Below are 18629 nucleotides of genomic sequence, written 5' to 3'. Positions count from 1 at the left end.
GGAAAGAGAGGTATGGACAAAATGAAAATTGCTGCTGTTGGTGACAATTGTATAGATTTATATGAAAATCTCGAGAAAGCATTTCCAGGAGGCAATCCTGTCAATGTAGCGGTTTATTTCAAAAGATTGGGGGGAGAAGCTTCTTATACAGGTGTAGTAGGAGATGATGAGTATGGAAAGTTTATGATAGATGCTATTAGAAACAAGGGTGTGAATGTTTCTAATATAAAAATTCTTCCTGGGGAAACTGCTATTACTCATGTGGAGCTTGTAGGTGGAGAGAGGATATTGGGAGATTATGAAGAAGGAGTCATGAAAGATTTTAAAATTAGTGACGAGGACATAGAGTTTTTTAAAGCTCATGACATGGTTGTTTCAGGATTGTGGGGAATGATTGAAGAAGACCTTTACAAAATAAAGGAAAGAGGTATTCCCATTGCCTTTGATTTTGCAAACAAATTGGATTCTCCTATTGTTGAAAAGACAATTTATGATGTGGATTATGCTTTTTTTTCTTATGATGGTGGAGATGATGGTTTTATAAGGGAATATATAAAAAAGAATTATAGAAAAGGTCCTAAATTGATCATTGTGACCTTGGGAGAAAAGGGAAGTATATGTTATGATGGTACAAGGTTCGTATATGAGAAGGCTATTCCATGTGAAGTAGTAGATGCTATGGGAGCAGGAGATTCCTATATAGCAGGATTTTTGTTTGGCGTTTTGAGCGGGAAGGAAATTAAAGAATGTATGAAAATGGGGACACAAAATGCAAGTACAACTATTAAATATTGTGGGGCTTGGTAATGACACAAGGAGATTGAGGTGTTGTGCAAATTCTACAAACTATATAGCATAGTAGCAAAAAACAATAGTTTTATCATTAAGACTATTGTTTTTTTATGGGGGAAATTATACTTTTTTTATCTAATTTTATGGGTATATATAATATTAGTCTATTGAAAGTGAGATGATTTAAATGGATTATGAAAGACAAGTAAAAGCAATTGCTAAATATTTTGAGGATAATGAAAAGGAAATTAAAGATTTTAAAATGGGATTGGAAATTGAGCATTTCATTATAGATAAAGATAGCTTTAGAACTATTTCATATTATGAAGAAAAAGGTACGGTAGATACATTAGAGCAAATGTTGCAATATGGCTGGGAGGGAATTTATGAAGGGGACAATATTCTTGGACTTAAAAAGAATGGAACGACTATTACCCTTGAACCAGGCAGCCAGTTTGAGTTAAGCATAAGACCAGAAAAGCATATTTTTGATTTAGAAAGAGATTATTTTAATTTTTTAAATGAAGTGCTTCCTATTCTTGATAGAAAAAATCAAGCATTAATCACTACTGGTTATCAACCAGAAAGTAGTATTTCCGATATAAAAATTATACCTAAAAAGAGATATTCATATATGTATGAATATTTTAAAGACAAGGGAACCCATGCTCACAATATGATGAAAGGAACAGCTTCACTACAATTGTCTGTTGATTATAATAGTGAAAAGGATTTTGTGAAAAAGTTCAGGGTAGCTAGTGCGATTTCTCCAGTTATATACCAAATGTTTGACAATGCTTATTATTTTGAAGGTGGTGTATGGGATAAGTCAAGTTTAAGATCATATATATGGGAAAACTGTGACAAAGATAGATGTGGAATTGTAGATGTGGCTTTGGATAAGTCTTTTGGATATGAAAAATATGCAGAATATATATTAAATAGACCTCCAATATTTATTGATAATGGAAAAGAAGTTTATTTTACTAAAGATAAACTTACCAAAGATATATTTGATCCAGATAAATATTCTACACAGGAATTAGAACATATTCTCACTATGTTTTTCCCAGATGTAAGAGCAAAAAAGTATATAGAAATAAGGATGATGGATGGGGTACCATATCCATTGAATTTTTCAGCAGTTGCACTATGGAAGGGCATTATATATGATGAAGAAAATTTAAACAAAATATATGAATATGTTGATGATATAAGTATAGAAGATGTAAATAAGGCTAAAAAGGATATTGTTGAAAAGGGACTTTATGGGAAGTTAAGAGATGAAACTGTATATGAAATAGGCAAAAGGCTTATAGAACTTTCTAAGAGTGGCTTAAGAGAAAATGAGTTGAAGTATATTTTGCCATTGGAAGAAATGTTTAATGAAAAGATGACTCCAAGAGGGAAAACAGAGAAAAGAGCTTATTTAGGTAAAAAGAAAGCATTGGACTGGTGTATTTTGAATAATTTAATTGAGGTGAAGGACAATGGACATGAAGAGATTAACTGATGAGTATATAGATATAATTAAGAAAGATGTGGATAAATATCGTGATGATTATGAAAAGGCTATAGAAGCTGTTGCCAATTCAACAGCTATATATAAGGGTGAGCCAGTGCCTTTTTTATATGAGCCTATATTTTATACACAATCCGATGTTGAAAGATTCAATGAGATAGGAAGAATTCTTATGTCTATAACAGATAAAGTGACTCAAAAGTATATAGAATCTCCCCAATACAGAAAAAAATTTGGATATCCCCAATTGTTGGAAGAACTAATACTTATGGATCAAGGATATGATATAAATGTTCCCATAGGAAGATTTGATATTTTCTATGGTGGAAATGATGATTTTAAATTTTGTGAGTTTAATACAGATGGTTCTTCAGCTATGAATGAAGACAATACACTGGCAAGAATACTATTAGAATCAAAAGCAGTAAAAAAGATGAGGGAAAAATATGATATAGAATATTTTGAGCTCATATATAAATGGGTGGACGAAAGTATAGATATATTTAAGAAATATAACAATGCAATTGCTAGGCCCAATGTGGCAATTGTGGATTTTAAAGAAAGTGGAACTCCTTATGAATTTGAGGAATTCAAGAAAGCTTATATAAAAAGAGGTTATAGGGCGGAAATAGTGGATCCCAGGGAATTAAAATATATTGATGGGAAATTGTATTATGAAGATATGAATATAGATATGATTTATAGGAGAATAGTTACGAGGGAATTTATAGAGAAAAGCTCTGAAATAAGTGATTTGATAGAAGCGTATAGGAATGGGGCAGTTTGCATGATTGGTTCTATGAAGTCTCAAATAATGCACAATAAGATAATTTTTAAGATACTCTATGATGAGGATACTTTAGAGTTTTTGACAGATGAAGAAAGAAATTTTATTAAAAAGCATATTCCATATACTGAAGAATTTAAGGGAAGTAGGAGTGTATATGAAAAGGTGTTAAAGCACAAAGATGATTATATATTGAAACCCAAGGATTCCTATGGTTCCAAAGGTGTTTATGCAGGAAAGGATTTTACTTATGAGGATTGGAGCAAAAAATTGGATGAGGTTTTTGGGAAAGATTATTTGTTTCAAGAATTCTTTGAGCCATATAAAATCAAATTTGTGGTGTTTGAAGATGGCAAGTTGAAAATAAAAGAGTTTGGAACTATTACTGGACTGTTTTTGTATAATGAAAAATTTGCAGGATTATATACTAGAATAGGAGAAAACAGCATAATATCTGGGCTCCATGGGTACTATACTGCTCCTAATTTGCTACAACGGGGACGGTTCTCACTGTCTCAAAAACTATGATAAACAAAATGGGACGAATTTGTTGCTTTCGTCCCATTTTATAAGTGTTAATTTTTAGCCCTTCTATAGGGATAAGGCCATTCTATGTCTTGATTTAGTTTTTTGGCAGCTTCTAGAGGCCAGTAAGGATTTCTCAACAATTCTCTTCCTAAGAATATGAAATCTGCTCTATTGTTTTTAAGAATTTCTTCAGCCATTTCTGGTTCTGTAATTAATCCTCCAGTGATAACGGGTAGTTCAGTTCCTTTTTTGATTGTTTCTGCAAAGGTCACTTGATATCCAGGATATATATCAATATCAGCAGGAACTACTCCTCCAGAGCTTACATTTATTATATCTATACCTTCATTTTTTACTAGATTTATGATATTTACCAAATCTTCTGGATGATTTCCGGACTCTGCATATTCTTCACCGGAAACTCTCAATATTATAGGTTTGTTTTCAGGCCATACAGTTTTGACTTCTTTTATTATTTCTATTAAGAATTTGGTTCTGTTTTCTAGAGAGCCTCCATATTCATCTCTTCTTTTATTGGTAAGGGGAGATAAAAATTCATTTATCAAATACCCATGAGCTCCATGTATTTCAATAGCATCAAAACCAGCTTCATTAGCCCTTCTGGCTCCTTCTTTAAAGGAATTTATCACAGCTTTTATATCGTCTTTGGTCATTTCTTCTGGAGTAGAGTAGCTATCGTCAAAAGCTATAGGAGATGGAGCAATGATGGTTTCAGATTTTGCTGTACATTTTCTTCCAGCATGAGCTAATTGGATTCCAACTTTTGCTCCAAGGGCTTTGGAACTGTTTACTATTTTTGATAATCCTTCTATATGAGAATTGTCCCAAATTCCCAAATCTCCATCTTTTATTCTGCCTCTGCTCTCTACTGCTGTTGCCTCTAAAATTATAAGCCCAGTGCCTCCTATGGCACGAGTAGCATAGTGAATTTCATGCCAGTCTTTGGCATATCCCTTTTCATCAGCCATGACCATACACATAGGAGCCATTACAATACGATTTTTTAATTCAAGATTTTTAATATTAATATGTGAAAATAGTTTATTCATATATACACACTCCTTTTTTATAATAATACCCATTTCCACAATGTATACCCAGATTTAAATATATAAGCAGAGGTTACTTGTGGATTAATTCATGATTATATCATATAAAATGAAAAGATTTTATATAGTTATTTTTTTCGCTGTAGTCAGTGGGAATTTCAAAGTATTTCAAATATATATTTTCTTCTTCTAATATTTTAAATATCTCTTGCATGAAAACTCCTCTTTTTCCTGATATGCTGCAAGTGGGACTTTCATTTATTCCGATGATGCCGAGAATTTCATAGTCAGAAGATATGTATTGTTTTAATTCGGATAGAACTGGTAGAAAAAGTTCCTTGCATAGTCTTCTATATTCCTTGGTATCATATTCTTCTTTAGTCATGGGTTTTCTTTCGGGACCTAGATATTTAAATTCTGGGCAAGGAAGTTGTATAATTCCTACTCCAGATTCTAAAAGTTTGTTGACAATAGGGAAGGCACCTCTAGCCCTTGCTAATGGTTTTACTACACTATTTTGATTTAATATGCAATGACTTACTAATACAAGATTTTTTCCTCTTTCCATAAAATCAGCTCCAATTTAAAATTGTTTCCATTTAATTGTATCATATATCTTTAACTAGTGTCACTATAGATAAATATAATGAACGCATTTTCACGTATTCAAAACATCAATTGGAGTTTATAAGCAAATGAAATTATAATTAGAATGGAAATGATCTTAGGAGGTGGAAAAATGAGAAATAAAAAGCTTAATATTATGCTTATGTGTGCTATTGCAATAGCTCTAAATATTGTTTTGGGCATAGTGACTAGTGGTTTGAAATTGCCGCTTTATTTAGATACTATAGGTACTATATTCATAGCAGTTTACTTTGGACCTTGGTATGGAGCAGCAGTAGGTGGACTTACAAATTTACTTACTGGAATTATTTTTAGTCCTAAAGATATTCCTTTTTTAATAGTCAGCGTAGCAGTTGGTCTTATAGTTGGATTTATAGGTAGAAAATTTAAATTTAATTTCACAACAGCTCTTATTACTGGACTTATATTGAGTATTGTTTGCCCACTGATAGGAACTCCTATTGGCATATGGGTATATGGAGGCTTGACAGGGACAGGTCTTGATTTCTTGTTTATTTGGTTAAAGGAAAGTGGAAATAGTATCTTTGTCTCCTCTTTTATACCTAAAATAATAAATAATTTGCTAGATAAAATTGGTTCATGTCTATTGGTATATTTTCTAATTAAAGCATTGCCAAAGCAATACAAACCTGAAAAATATGATTGATCGGTAAAGGCTCTACATTATATAGGGCCTTTACTTTTTTGTGAAGGGAAACTGCACTTTACTAGCTATTTGACTTTAGGTATAATAAGAACAATGGTAAAGTGAAAAAAAGGTGATAGAATTGAGAGGAGAATATTTTGAATTAAACAATAGAAGGTATTTGGGGAATAAGTATAGACTTATTCCCTTTATAAAAAAAGTTGTAGAAGACAATTGCGAAAATTGTAGTTCTTTTTTTGATGTTTTTAGTGGTACTGGAGTGGTGGCTGATGCTTTTAGGGAATTTAATTTGATAACTAATGATTTATTATATAGCAATTATGTCATCCATTATGCTTTTTTTAGTGATGATGAGTTTAACCAAGGAAAGCTTATGAGAATTATAGACAAATGGAACAATATTTCTATTATAAAAGAAGAGAATTATATGTCTGAAAATTTTGGAGGAAAGTATTTTAGTCAGGAAGCTTCCAAAAAAATTGGATACATAAGAGAAGAAATTGCTATTCTATCTAAAAATGGAGAGATAAATAAAAGAGAAGAATGTATACTCATATCTTCCCTTATATATGCCATAGATAGAATTGCAAGTACCTGTGGGCATTATGATGCCTATAGGAAAACGAAAGAATATAATGATGAATTGGTGCTTAAGTTTCCAAATATAAAAGAAAATATGGGTAAAAATCAAATCTACAATACAGATTCTAATGAACTTGTAAGAAATGTGAAAGCTGACATAGCCTATGTTGATCCTCCTTACAATTCCAGGCAGTATTCAGATGCTTATCATCTTCTAGAAAATGTTGCAAGATGGGAAAAACCTGAAGTTTTTGGTGTAGCTGCTAAGATGAATCGAGAAAATATAAAGAGTAGCTATTGTACAAGGAGAGCTCCTCAAGTTTTTAAAGATTTAATTGAGAAATTAGATGTTAAATATATTCTTATATCTTATAGCAATATGGGAAACAAAGGTCATGATAGGTCAAATGCTAGGATTACCGATAAAGAAATACTTTCTATTTTAAGAAAAAGAGGAGAAGTTCAAATATTTGAAAAGGACTATGGTGCGTTTACTGCTGGAAAATCTAGAATTGATGATCATAAAGAAAGATTGTTTTTATGCAAAACCTTTGACATAGTAGCTTCACCGCTAAATTATACTGGTGGAAAGTATAAATTGTTGGATCAGATAAAACCACTGTTTCCAGAAAATATAGACAATATGATGGATCTTTTTTGTGGTGGATGTAATGTGGGAATAAATGTAGATTGCAAGAATGTGAAATTTGTTGATAAAGAGCTAAGCCTCATAAGGCTCTTAAATGCCTTTAAAGAACATGAAAAAGATGAAATTTTAAATGAAATTGATACTATCATAGAAAAGTTTGAATTGTCCAATTCGTCAAAGCATGGCTATAGCTATTATGGTTCTAGCAGTAGTAGTGGACTTGGGAAATACAACAAGGAAAGATATCTGCATTTGAGAGATATATACAACAAAAGAAGGGAAGATAGTTTTTATTATGATATGATTTTTTATGTATTGATAGTATTTAGTTTCAACAATCAAATTAGATTCAACAAAAGGGGTAAATTTAATTTACCTGTTGGGAAAAGAGATTTTAATATTAAAATGAGAGAAAAGCTCATTAAATTTATTGATAGAATTCATGAAAAAGATTATGAATTTATTGCAAAAGATTTTTCAAATATCAGTGTTGAGGAAGTTGAAGATTTGAGCTTTGTCTACGCAGATCCTCCTTATTTAATAACTACCGCCAGTTACAATGAGCAAGGTGGATGGAGCAAAGAACATGAAAAGGATTTGCTAAGGTTTTTAGACAAATTGAATTCAAAAGGAATAAAGTTTGCTCTATCAAACGTCATGGAAAGTAAGAATAAGAAAAATGAAATTTTATACAATTGGATTATTTCAAATAAAGATAAGTATATAGTTCATTACTTAAACAATGACTATTCAAATTCCAATTATCAAACTAAAAACAGGGATAAAAATTCTACAGTTGAAGTGCTTATTACAAATTATATAGTTTAAATGAGGTGATTTTATGGCATATGAAATATGTGGTAGATGCGGGAAAATGTTTCCCAAGAATGGGAGAGCGTATTGTGAAGATTGCTTTGAAAAGACTGAGAAAGAACTTGATTTAATTTTAGAATATATAAGTAAATATCCTGATGCTACTATTTTAGAAATTATTACAGAAACAGGAGTTAGCCTTAAAAGTATCAATTGTCTAGTGAAAGAAGGACATATTTCCTATGTAGAAAATAAATTGGATAAAGCTCAAGATGAGGAAGTTAAAAATGGTGAAAAAATAGTGGCTAAAAAAAATGAATTTTATACAAGAAGAAATAGATAGTTGACTTAAAAATATTGCTTGGATAATTTAACATAATAGGTTAAGATATAAAATAAAGGGTAAAAATCGACTATAATCGACAAAAAATTTAAAAAAGGTGGTGTTTTTTTATGAAAGTGGGTAGAAACAAGGGTCTTTTTATCAAAATATTATCCTCTATTATTTTATGTGTTTTAATTATTTTTATTTCTTCTGGTTTCATAATTGAAAAAAGAACTATTGGAATTGTTACTGAACTAAATTACAAGAATTTGGAAAGCGAGGCAAAGGCAGCAGCTAATCAGATAAGTGAGTTCTTTTCCGGATACGGAGTTCTGCTAGAACAAATACATACAAATCAAGATATAATTAAGTATATGAATGGGGTAAAGACAAGAGATGAAGTTAGGACAAATGAAGAGTACACTGATGTAGTAAAGGCTATAAATAAAATACAAGGTACAGATGAAAATTTGGCATTGGTGTGGGTGGCATTGAAGGATGCAAATTATTTGGTCACTAACAATGAATGGGATTGCCCTAATGAATGGGATATAAACAGTAAGGATTGGTATACTGAAGTTTTAAAACTAGAAAAAGGGAAAATTTTATTTACAGAGCCTTATGTGGATTCAGTTACAGGAAAGATGGTTGTAAGTGTTGTACAAGCCATATATGATAATGCTGGAAAAAATGTTGGGGCAGTTGGCATTGATTTGATGATTGATGAATTGCCATCTATTATGGAAAGTTATACTATTGGGAAAACTGGTTATTTATTTTTATTGAGCCAAAAAGGGGAAACTGTTTACCATCCAAATAGTGAGTATGTTTTGAAAACCAGACTTGATGAATCTGGCGGAGAACTTGGGAAAATAGCACAAAGTATGGTAAATCAAGAAAGTGGTGTTGGAACTTATAAGGATAAAGGAATAGATAAATATGTTGGATATTATCCAGTATCAGCAAATGGTTGGTCTGTTGCTGCCTGTATAGATAAAGGAGAGTTCATGGAAGATGTGGGGAGAGTTAAAAATGCGTTAACAATTATCTATATTGGTGGAATAGCTATAATGGTAGTTTTAATATTTTTAATCACTAAAAGTATAACTAAGCCTATAAAAGATTTGGAAAACTACGGCGAAAAAATTGGAAATTTGGATTTAACTCAAGATGTCCCTGAGAAACTTTTGAAAAGACAAGATGAAATAGGTTCTTTGGCTAATGTTTTTAAGACTATCAGACTGAATTTAGTAAATTTCATAAAGACAATTTCAGATAGTTCTAGCGATTTGTCAGCTTCTTCTGAAGAACTTTCATCTATAATCAATCAAACGACAATAGCTTCTGATGAAATAGCAAGAACCATAGAAGAAATAGCAAAAGGTGCTAGTGACCAAGCTAGGGAAACAGAGCAAGGAGCTACGGGAGTATCTATTTTAGGAGATAAAATAGGAGAAAACCAAAATATGATGGTGGAACTCAATACTGCCTTGGGAAAAGTAGAACTTTTGAAAAATGAGGGTCTAAAAATACTGGATATTTTGGTAGAGAAGACTAAAAATAGTGAAAGAGCTTCAAAGCAAGTAAACGATGTTATAGTTGAGGCTAATATAAGTGCTGATAAAATAAGTGGGGCAAGTCAAATGATAAAAAGTATTGCAGAACAGACAAGCCTTTTGTCATTGAATGCAGCTATTGAAGCAGCTAGAGCAGGAGAGGAAGGAAGAGGGTTTGCAGTTGTTGCAGATGAAATAAGAAAATTGGCAGAACAATCTAATGCTTTTACAGATGAAATATCAGAAGTAATTCGTGAATTATCCAACAAAACGAATTCAGCGGTAAGTACAATGGAGGAAGTAGGGAAAATAGTATTAGACCAGACAAATAGTGTATATGAGACAAAGACCAAGTTTGATGGTATATCGGATTCAATCGACAGTATCGCAGGTATATTGGATGAATTAAATAAAATAGAAGTAGAAATGGAAAACCAAAAAACAGAAATTATTTCTGCAATAGAAAACTTGTCTGCTATATCACAAGAAAACGCAGCTGGTACAGAGGAGGCTTCGGCTTCAGTAGAAGAACAAAATGCTGCTATGAATGAAATAGCTGATGCAAGTGAGAATTTAGCAAAACTAGCTGAAGATATGATTGGAAGTATTTCTAAGTTTAAATATTAGAAAAATGAGGAAATGAAAGCACTGTGTTTAAAAATAAAGGCTCTAAATTATATGAGCCTTTATTTTTTTATGAGGGAAAATTGTTCTTTGCTAGTTAATTTTGATTAAGCTATTTTATTTTAGGTATAATAAGAATACTGCATTAAGAAAGGGGATTTATATGGGTATAGGATATGCTTGTTTAGCTGTTGGGGTTCTAAATACAAAAGAGAAAAGTTGTATGCTTAAAAATGCAAGTCCAGAAAAACTGTTGGAGTTAACTTCTTACAATTTAAATTCTCTTGAAAATGTAATTGATTATAATATTGAAAATGATATTAAGCTCTTTAGAATTAGCTCTAATATAATACCTTTTGGTTCAAGTCCTATAAATAAATTTAAATGGTGGGAAATATTTAAAGAGAAGTTCCAAAGTATTGGGGAAAAAATACAAAAAAGCGGTATGAGGGTTTCTACACACCCTGGTCAGTATACTGTTATCAATTCTCCTAAAGAGGAGGTTGTCAAAAAGGCTATTGAAGATTTAAATTATCATACTCAAGTATTAGATAGCCTCAGAGTGGGAGAGGACCATAAGATTGTTTTACATATAGGCGGAATTTATGATGACAAAAATCAGGCTATAGAGAGATTTATAGAGAATTATAAAAAACTAGATGACAAAGTTAAAAAACGAATTGTCATAGAGAATGATGACAAATCCTACAATATAAATGATGTATTGGAGATTGGTCATGTTTTAAATATACCTGTTATTTTTGACAATTTGCACAATAGGATAAATCCTCCAGATGAAGAGAAAGATGAATATTATTGGATTGATGAATGTAGAAAAACTTGGAAGAAAAAAGATGGCTGCCAAAAGATTCATTATTCACAGCAAGATCCATTAAAAAAACCTGGTTCTCATTCAAAAACCATAGGTATAAGGCAATTCATGAGTTTTTATGAGGGATTAGAGACAAAGGATATTGACATCATGCTTGAGGTTAAGGACAAGAATATTTCGGCTATTAAATGTATAAATTGTACTTCTTCCGACAAATCCACCAAAAATCTTGAAATTGAATGGAGCAGGTATAAGTACAAAATTCTTGAAAATGCACCATCAAATTATGTGGAGATTCGGAAATTGCTTAAAGATAAAGACAATTATTCAGTTATGGATTTTTATGATTTGGTAGAAGATTCAATGGAGAAAAAAAGTACTAAAGGAAACTCTATAAATGCAGCTTTACACCTTTGGGGTTATTTTAAAGAAGTAGCAACAGATAAAGAAAAAAACTATTTTTTTAATAGTATCGAAAAATATAATAGAGGGGGAACATCTATTGCTACTGTTAAAAACAGTCTGTGGAGAATGGCTGTAAAGTATAATGAGTTTTATCTACTGAATTCATATTATTTTATAGAAGAATAATTTTTATGAACTAGGGCTTTCCACTACCATGGTAGTGGAAAGCCCTAGTTTTTTTATAAGCTATCACCAAAGTCTTCTTTGAATTTTTTAACTAAGTTTTCTTGCCAATTGGAAACAGGTTCTAGTCTTCCAAAGAAGAAACGTAAAATTTTTGGTTCATCTATAAATTTGAGTCCTTCTATAAGCTTACGGTTTTCATATAGCCAAAGTATGCGATCAACTGCATATTTAACTTGTGAAAGAGTAAATACTCTTCTTGGCATAGCTAATCTCAAAAGTTCCATATTTGAGAATACTTCACTTCCATCTGGGTTTCTCTGTTCTGACAATGTTCCACGTTCCATACCTCGAACACCACTTGCAATGTAAAGAGCTACTGCAAGTGCTCCAGCAGGGTATTCTTGTTGAGGTATATGGTCAACAAATTCCATAGCATTTATATGACAGCCAAGGCCACCGGCTGGTGTTACAACGGGGACACCTTTTTTGTCAAGTTCATTGACCATAAAAGAAATAAATTGAGGCCCTTGATTGATTATATTTTCATCCATTGTTTCTTCAAGACCAATAGTCAAGGCTTCCATTTCCCTTACAGACATGCCGCCATAAGTAAGAAATCCTTCGTAAAGAGGTACAAGCTCACGCATTTTTATAAAAACATCTTCATTTTTGGTACATATGCCGCCACCCCGTGCACATCCTAGTTTACGACCAGAAAAATAAATAACATCACAAAGTGAAGCCAATTTGCGGGTGATTTCTCTTATGCTCATAGATTTGAACTTTTCTTCTCGAGTTTTAATGAAGTATAGATTGTCAGAAAGTAGACTTGCATCGAGTACAAGTAAAATGCCATATTTATCACATATTTTGCGAACTTCACTTAGATTTTCAAGAGAAAATGGCTGTCCACCAATGAGATTTGTACCAGCTTCCATTCTAACAAAAGCAATTTTATCCGAGCCGTGTTTTTTTATAAGGTTCTCTAGTTTATCAATATCCATATTTCCCTTGAATGGGTTGTTGCTTTTAATTTCAAGGCCAGTATCGTTTATTATTTCCTCAACTCGTCCTCCATTTAAATTTATGTGAGATTTTGTTGTAGTAAAATGATAGTTCATAGGTACAATTGAACCAGGTTTTACTAATACTTGTGAGATAATATTTTCACATGCTCTTCCCTGATGGGTTGGCAGAAAAAACTTCATACCGAATATTTCTCTAAGTTTACTTTCAAGTCTTATAAAGGTTTCACTTCCTGCATAACTATCATCTGCTATAAGCATAGCGGCTTGTTGTCTATCACTCATTGCATTTACACCGCTGTCTGTTAGCATATCAAGAAATATATCTCTATTTTTAAGAAGAAATGTATTGTTGCCCGCTTCAGTTATAGCCTCAAAACGGCGTTCCACAGTTGGAAGTTCTAATTTTTGCACTATACGTACTTTATGCATCTCAAGTGGTATTTGTTCCTCACTGAAAAATTTGATATTTGACATTTAGTCATCCCTCCGATTTGAATAATATTTTTTTTCTTTCGCTTTCATGAGATTTTATATTTTTATAATAATAGTCAGAATCCATAGCATCATCTCCCTTTCATTAGAATAAAAAAGGTTTCCAATGGAAGTATTAAAAATCAAGGAAGCCTTTTTTGAAACCCATTTCGGAAAGTTTTATATTAAGGAAAACTAGAACTTTCCTATGGGTCATAAAAAAAACCCGTCCTTTGAATTTTCAAAGGACGGGATATTCCCCGTGTTACCACCTTAATTTATTGATACTTTACAATATCAACCTTTTCAAGTACGGTGCATAAATTTACACGATACTTTAGCACTATAACGGGTGCAGGATACCGACACAGTCTACTTGGGATTACCCCTTTTGATGTGCAACTCTTGAGATGTATTCAGAATGCTTTTCTTTGCACCTCTCACCAACCGGTAGCTCTCTGTAAATAATAGTCATTCTTACTCTTTCTCAGTCAAAGTTTTTATAATATATTTGCCATTATAGTAAATATATTAAATTGTGTCAAGTAAAATTTTAATTATTGTTTTTTTGCAATTTAGAAAAGAAGGATATATTTTTTAATGGATAGCTAATTATATATATATCCTATAAATATTAAGATTACTATCATATTTTTTTATAGTGCATATTTGAATAAAAATAGAATGATATAATATCTTTAAATAAATTTTATGGGGGGACAAAAATGGGTGATTACAGAGAAATGTGGAAAGGATTAAATGTTGATCTTGAGAAACATGATATTTTATGTTCTGCTTTGCCTGAACAATTTGGAGAAATTTATTTGAAGCAAGAAAACAGACCTGAAGGAATGAATTATTTCAATTATGTAGTAGCAGAAGTTCATGGTGCTAGAATAATGGAGCTTGAAAATGCTAGAAAAGAAGGCAGAAAGGTAATAGGAACATTTTGTGTATTTGTACCTGATGAAATTATATTGGCAGCGAATGCTATAAGTGTAGGGTTGTGTGGTGGAAGTCAGTTTTGGATTGAAGATGGGGAAAAGGTTTTGCCAAAGAATTTGTGCCCACTTATCAAAGCTTTTACTGGAGCAAAAGTTAGTAGAACTTGTCCATATTTTCAATCTTGTGATTTGTTAATTGGAGAGACTACTTGCGATGGGAAGAAAAAAGCTTGGGAGATTTTAAATGACTATACTCCAGTTCATGTAATGGAGTTGCCTCAAATGAAAAGAACTCAGAATTATGAACTTTGGGTAGAGGAAATAAAATTGCTTATTGAGAGAATAGAAGAACTTACTGGAAATAAGGTGACTGTTGAAGCTCTTAAAGAAGCTGTAATAATCAATAATAGAAAGAGAAGAGCATTAAAGAGACTTTATGACTTGAGAAAAAACACACCTTCACCTATAAGTGGACTTGATTCTTTGCTTATTTCTCAGATTGCCTTTTATGATGATCCAAAAAGGTTTATTGAAAAAGTAAATGAGTTGTGTGATGAACTAGAAGAAAGGGTTAAAACTATGAAACCAAGTGGGAAAAAAAGAATAATGGTGACAGGAACTCCTATGGCATTGCCAAATTGGAAATTACATTCTATAGTAGAAGGATTGGATGCAGAAATAGTAGTAGAAGAGACTTGTACAGGTACTAGATACTTTGAAAATGAAGTAGCTGAAGATGGAGAGACTATGGATGAAATACTAAAAAATTTAGCTGATAGGTACATGGGAGTAAACTGTGCTTGTTTTACACCAAATGAAGGGCGAATAGAGGACGTTTTAAGATATGCAAAAGAATATAATGTAGATGGAGTTATCAACTATAATTTGTCTTTTTGCCATACTTATGGAGTTGAATACAACAAAGTAGAAAAGGCATTGAAAGATAGCAATATACCAGTCATAATGATAGAGACAGATTATTCAGAAGGCGATACTGGTCAAATTAAAACAAGGGTGGAAGCATTTTTGGAGATGATCTAATTTGGGAAAAAACTACATTCTTTTTCACAATTATTCTCACGGCTTAGAATTGGAATCTTTCCTCAAAAAAAATGGCATAAAATATACTATATCCCCAACACCTAGAAAATTATCTACAAGTTGTGGAATATCTATTATGTATAAAAAAGAAGATGAAGAGGATATAAAGAGGATAATTGAGGAAAATAAAATAAATATAAAGGGCTTTTATAGAATATAAAATTCTTTAGTAAGTTCCATAAAGATAATTTTAGATAAACTTCAGTGATTTGTCAGTTTGAAAGTATTTCTAAATTTAAATATTGGGGAAAAAATAAAAACGTCAGCTTGTACCTAAATATAAGCTGACGTTTTTGTCATCATTATTTAAAATAAGATGAAATTTTAGTAATCATAAATATATCACTTATTCCGCTCAATACCATTCCTAGACCAATAGTTATAGGAAAGGCAGGAGATATAGTTGTAGGATTCATAACTCCATAAAAACCAAAACATATGGATACAATTCCAAATATAGCAGAAATCCACCATTTTTCATAATTCATACCTTTTAAATTGACAGCATGTTGGAAGTTTATTGCACCATGGAAGAATAAGAAAAATCCTAAAATCGCACCAAGTATAGAAACTATTGTTTGTGGTTTTATAAGAAAATAAATTCCTATCAATAAAGCAATAATACCAGTACCTAGACTAAAGCCTTGCAATTTTTCGAATTCTTCAGCATTTACATGGGCAAATATTTTGGAAATTCCATATATACTTATGAGTATACCTAAGATTATTACAATAACTTTGTTGGTGGTATCTGGATGTATCATAAACATTAGACCAAATAGAATATATATTATTGCCATTGAAATAAAACTTATTTTAGTTTTTTTAAGAAAATCTTTCATAACTATACCTCCTATTTCTATAAATTTGTTTTATATATACCCATTTATCTTAAATATAAACCCACCCTTATTTTTTCTTCTTAAAATATGTATAAGTTCCGTTTATTTCTCCACCTAAAATTATTACTATATTTGCTATATAAAGCCATATCAACAATATAATGATTCCACCTAAGCTACCATAAATTTTAGAATAATTTCCAAAGTTGTTTGCATAAAAGGAAAATATCATAGAGGCTATAATCCATCCCAAGGATGCAAATATTGCTCCAGGAAGGGTTTCATTAAATTTTAAATTTAAATTTTCCTCATGAGGAGGACTCAATTTATATAAAAGAGCGAATATTGTGATCATAGCTACAATAGGGATGATCATCCTCAAGAATTCCCATATATGGTAAAAAACGTGGGTGGCTCCAAACTTTGTGAAGATTTTTTCACCAATGATTTTTCCGAATACAAGCATTGCCAATACCAATACAAGCAAGAAGGCCAATACGATGGTGAATATAATAGATAAGGCTCTTGCTCTCCAATAAGGCCTTTTTGTCTCTACGTTGTAGGCTCTATTGATGGCCTTTATCATGGAATTTATACCTAGAGAACCAGTCCAAATGGAAAGCAGTATACTGAAAGACAATAAGGTTTCGGAGCTTGAGTTTATTGTTTCTTTTATGATATTTTCAAATAGAGCTTGGGTTTCTAATGGAATTGTTATAAGTATATTGTCTGATATTTCTAATCCACTAATAGAAGTATATTTCAACAAATTCAGAAAAAACATCAAAAAAGGAACAATAGATAATATTAAAAAATATGTCAATTGTCCTCCTATAGCAGGAACTTCATCATCTTTTATCCTATATAAGAGCTCATCTAAAAATTCAAACCATCTTTTATTTTTATATTTATGATAGAAATTGTCTTTAAGCTTCAAATCCATCCCATCCTTTTTGTCATATAATATATTTTGCCCAATTTTCATATAACAATTATGGAAGGGATGTTTGAATCCTTTATTTTGTGAAATAATACAATTTTCCGTCTTCTATATAGCTTTCAATATAACCTCTATCATATAATATTGCTATGAAAGCAGAGGTAGAAGATAGATATAGATGATGTTGTATATAGTCTGTGTTGTCTATTTCATTTAATATGATTATATTTTGAAGTAAATCTTCTTTTGTTTGAGGCTGTTCAAGTACAGTTAAATATTCTTCAAGGAGTTTATTTATATGATTGATATTTTTTTGTGCTAAAGCTACAATTTCTTCTTTAGAAAATGTAGTTTCAGAATGCCCCAGTACAAATATATCTGCATCTATTTCCTTTATATATTCAAGAGTCTTTAATTCTTCTTCAACACTATATAGATATGGTATAGAATATTTTTCAAGAATAGCTGTGCTAAAAATACTGTCTCCAAGAAAACATACTCTATCAGGAGTGATGACACCAATTTGTTCTATAGAATGGCCTTTTAGAGGTATTATCTCAAGCTTTTCATCATTTATTTTATTTATTCCTATGGAAAGAGTATCATCAACCTTTATTTTTTTTGTCACGCCATTTCCTTTTGGAGCAATTCCTCCAAATAGTATTGAAGGATGAAGTTCAACATTTTCCATAAAGAGCTTTTCTTTTTCTGAAGTATATGTGATACATCCAGGATAATTTTCAGTTAGATATACATTTCCCCCACAGTGATCTAGATGATTGTGGGTATTTATTATATATTTTGGGTGAAGCCCATTGGACTTTAAGACTTCCTCAATCTTTCTTGCCACTGTATTGGTGAAACCCGTATCTACAAGTAAACAGTTTTTGTTTTTGTATGTAAATACTCCTATATTTGTATTGTTTTCAATGTAATAAGTATTCCCATTTAACTTTGTAAGTTCCATAATTTCAGCTCCCATATAAAAAGATTACAGATAATATTTTAATTTAATTGTTGCAAGAAATCAACTTGGAATGATATAGAACATTTGTCTTTATTCTTAGATTATTTGCAATACTTTTTAAATTTGATATAATAGAAATTGTTGCTTGGGTTATTTTAGCTTGTACAAGTTGTATATTTTCTATGATCTTCTTCTCATAATTTTTGTACAATTCCTTTTAAATAGATTATTTTATATGATGTATTATATTAATTTAATTTATCCATAGATTGAATTGACTATGGAATTTTTAATGCACATTTTGTTAAATGGTATTTATTGACATTCTTTGAGCGGAGTTTTTGTGTATTTGTTAAAGAGGAGGCATATAT

At 31.3% G+C, this 18629-nt stretch carries 16 protein-coding genes and 1 other annotated feature; of the genes, 10 read left to right on the top strand and 6 right to left on the bottom strand.

Features of this window, described 5'->3' with window-relative positions; genetic code table 11:
• The first annotated feature begins 12 nt into the window (after nucleotides 1-12).
• The 3 genes from frlD (at nucleotide 13) to BUA21_RS01210 (ending at nucleotide 3629) form a co-directional block, all read left to right on the top strand.
• On the top strand, nucleotides 13-807 hold the full coding sequence (gene frlD / locus BUA21_RS01220; RefSeq protein ID WP_072742705.1) for a fructoselysine 6-kinase: 795 nt from the start codon (nucleotides 13-15) through the stop codon (nucleotides 805-807).
• A gap of 172 nt (nucleotides 808-979) precedes the next feature.
• Nucleotides 980-2305 carry a glutamate--cysteine ligase gene (locus tag BUA21_RS01215; RefSeq protein WP_072742704.1) on the top strand — a complete coding sequence of 442 codons (1326 nt, stop codon included), beginning with the start codon at nucleotides 980-982 and terminating at the stop codon, nucleotides 2303-2305.
• Entirely contained in the window at nucleotides 2283-3629 is a 1347-nt protein-coding gene (locus BUA21_RS01210; RefSeq protein ID WP_084604083.1) for a glutathionylspermidine synthase family protein, read from the top strand. The genes BUA21_RS01215 and BUA21_RS01210 overlap by 23 nt, the downstream gene beginning before the upstream one ends.
• Nucleotides 3630-3676: 47 nt before the next feature.
• Here BUA21_RS01210 and namA read toward each other — a convergent pair whose 3' ends face one another.
• Both namA and BUA21_RS01200 read right to left on the bottom strand, forming a co-directional pair.
• A complete protein-coding gene (gene namA / locus BUA21_RS01205) occupies nucleotides 3677-4699 on the bottom strand; it encodes an NADPH dehydrogenase NamA (protein ID WP_072742703.1) in 1023 nt (340 codons plus the stop codon).
• A gap of 100 nt (nucleotides 4700-4799) precedes the next feature.
• Nucleotides 4800-5267: a CD3072 family TudS-related putative desulfidase gene (locus BUA21_RS01200; RefSeq protein ID WP_072742702.1), complete on the bottom strand. Its 468-nt coding sequence runs from the start codon at nucleotides 5265-5267 to the stop codon at nucleotides 4800-4802.
• 171 nt (nucleotides 5268-5438) lie between these two features.
• Between BUA21_RS01200 and BUA21_RS01195 the strand changes: the two genes are divergently transcribed.
• The 5 genes from BUA21_RS01195 (at nucleotide 5439) to uvsE (ending at nucleotide 11965) form a co-directional block, all read left to right on the top strand.
• On the top strand, nucleotides 5439-5993 hold the full coding sequence (locus BUA21_RS01195) for a CD3073 family putative ECF transporter S component (protein WP_072742701.1): 555 nt from the start codon (nucleotides 5439-5441) through the stop codon (nucleotides 5991-5993).
• A 112-nt stretch (nucleotides 5994-6105) separates the two neighbouring features.
• Nucleotides 6106-8052 (top strand): Dam family site-specific DNA-(adenine-N6)-methyltransferase, encoded by a 1947-nt coding sequence (locus BUA21_RS01190; protein WP_072742700.1) that lies wholly within the window; start codon nucleotides 6106-6108, stop codon nucleotides 8050-8052.
• A gap of 13 nt (nucleotides 8053-8065) precedes the next feature.
• On the top strand, nucleotides 8066-8380 hold the full coding sequence (locus BUA21_RS01185) for a hypothetical protein (protein WP_072742699.1): 315 nt from the start codon (nucleotides 8066-8068) through the stop codon (nucleotides 8378-8380).
• A 110-nt stretch (nucleotides 8381-8490) separates the two neighbouring features.
• The gene (locus BUA21_RS01180; RefSeq protein ID WP_072742698.1) at nucleotides 8491-10545 is read left to right on the top strand and encodes a methyl-accepting chemotaxis protein; all 2055 of its coding nucleotides are present in this window, start codon (nucleotides 8491-8493) and stop codon (nucleotides 10543-10545) included.
• Nucleotides 10546-10705: 160 nt separating this feature from the next.
• Nucleotides 10706-11965, top strand: coding sequence for a UV DNA damage repair endonuclease UvsE (gene uvsE, locus BUA21_RS01175; RefSeq protein WP_072742697.1), 1260 nt, complete (start codon nucleotides 10706-10708; stop codon nucleotides 11963-11965).
• Between the two features lie 53 nt (nucleotides 11966-12018).
• Here uvsE and BUA21_RS01170 read toward each other — a convergent pair whose 3' ends face one another.
• The gene (locus BUA21_RS01170) at nucleotides 12019-13467 is read right to left on the bottom strand and encodes a tryptophanase (RefSeq protein WP_072742696.1); all 1449 of its coding nucleotides are present in this window, start codon (nucleotides 13465-13467) and stop codon (nucleotides 12019-12021) included.
• 238 nt (nucleotides 13468-13705) lie between these two features.
• Nucleotides 13706-13968 (bottom strand) — a binding site (T-box leader).
• Between the two features lie 221 nt (nucleotides 13969-14189).
• Between BUA21_RS01170 and BUA21_RS01165 the strand changes: the two genes are divergently transcribed.
• Complete coding sequence (locus BUA21_RS01165) at nucleotides 14190-15449, top strand: double-cubane-cluster-containing anaerobic reductase (protein WP_072742695.1); 1260 nt, start codon at nucleotides 14190-14192, stop codon at nucleotides 15447-15449.
• A gap of 1 nt (nucleotide 15450) precedes the next feature.
• Entirely contained in the window at nucleotides 15451-15669 is a 219-nt protein-coding gene (locus tag BUA21_RS01160) for a DUF3343 domain-containing protein (RefSeq protein WP_072742694.1), read from the top strand.
• A gap of 142 nt (nucleotides 15670-15811) precedes the next feature.
• On the opposite strand, the gene BUA21_RS01155 is transcribed toward BUA21_RS01160, so the two are convergent.
• The 3 genes from BUA21_RS01155 to BUA21_RS01145 all read right to left on the bottom strand — a co-directional run bounded on the left by BUA21_RS01155 (nucleotide 15812) and on the right by BUA21_RS01145 (nucleotide 18258).
• The gene (locus tag BUA21_RS01155; RefSeq protein ID WP_072742693.1) at nucleotides 15812-16351 is read right to left on the bottom strand and encodes an HdeD family acid-resistance protein; all 540 of its coding nucleotides are present in this window, start codon (nucleotides 16349-16351) and stop codon (nucleotides 15812-15814) included.
• A 67-nt stretch (nucleotides 16352-16418) separates the two neighbouring features.
• Nucleotides 16419-17336, bottom strand: coding sequence for a YihY/virulence factor BrkB family protein (locus tag BUA21_RS01150; RefSeq protein WP_084604082.1), 918 nt, complete (start codon nucleotides 17334-17336; stop codon nucleotides 16419-16421).
• 31 nt (nucleotides 17337-17367) lie between these two features.
• On the bottom strand, nucleotides 17368-18258 hold the full coding sequence (locus BUA21_RS01145) for an MBL fold metallo-hydrolase (protein ID WP_072742692.1): 891 nt from the start codon (nucleotides 18256-18258) through the stop codon (nucleotides 17368-17370).
• Nucleotides 18259-18629 lie beyond the last annotated feature (371 nt).

This window comes from Sporanaerobacter acetigenes DSM 13106, assembly GCF_900130025.1.
In the GTDB taxonomy this organism is placed as follows: domain Bacteria; phylum Bacillota; class Clostridia; order Tissierellales; family Sporanaerobacteraceae; genus Sporanaerobacter; species Sporanaerobacter acetigenes.
The sequence above is the reverse complement of the archived record's forward strand: the minus strand, read 5'-3'. Positions and strand labels throughout refer to the sequence as shown.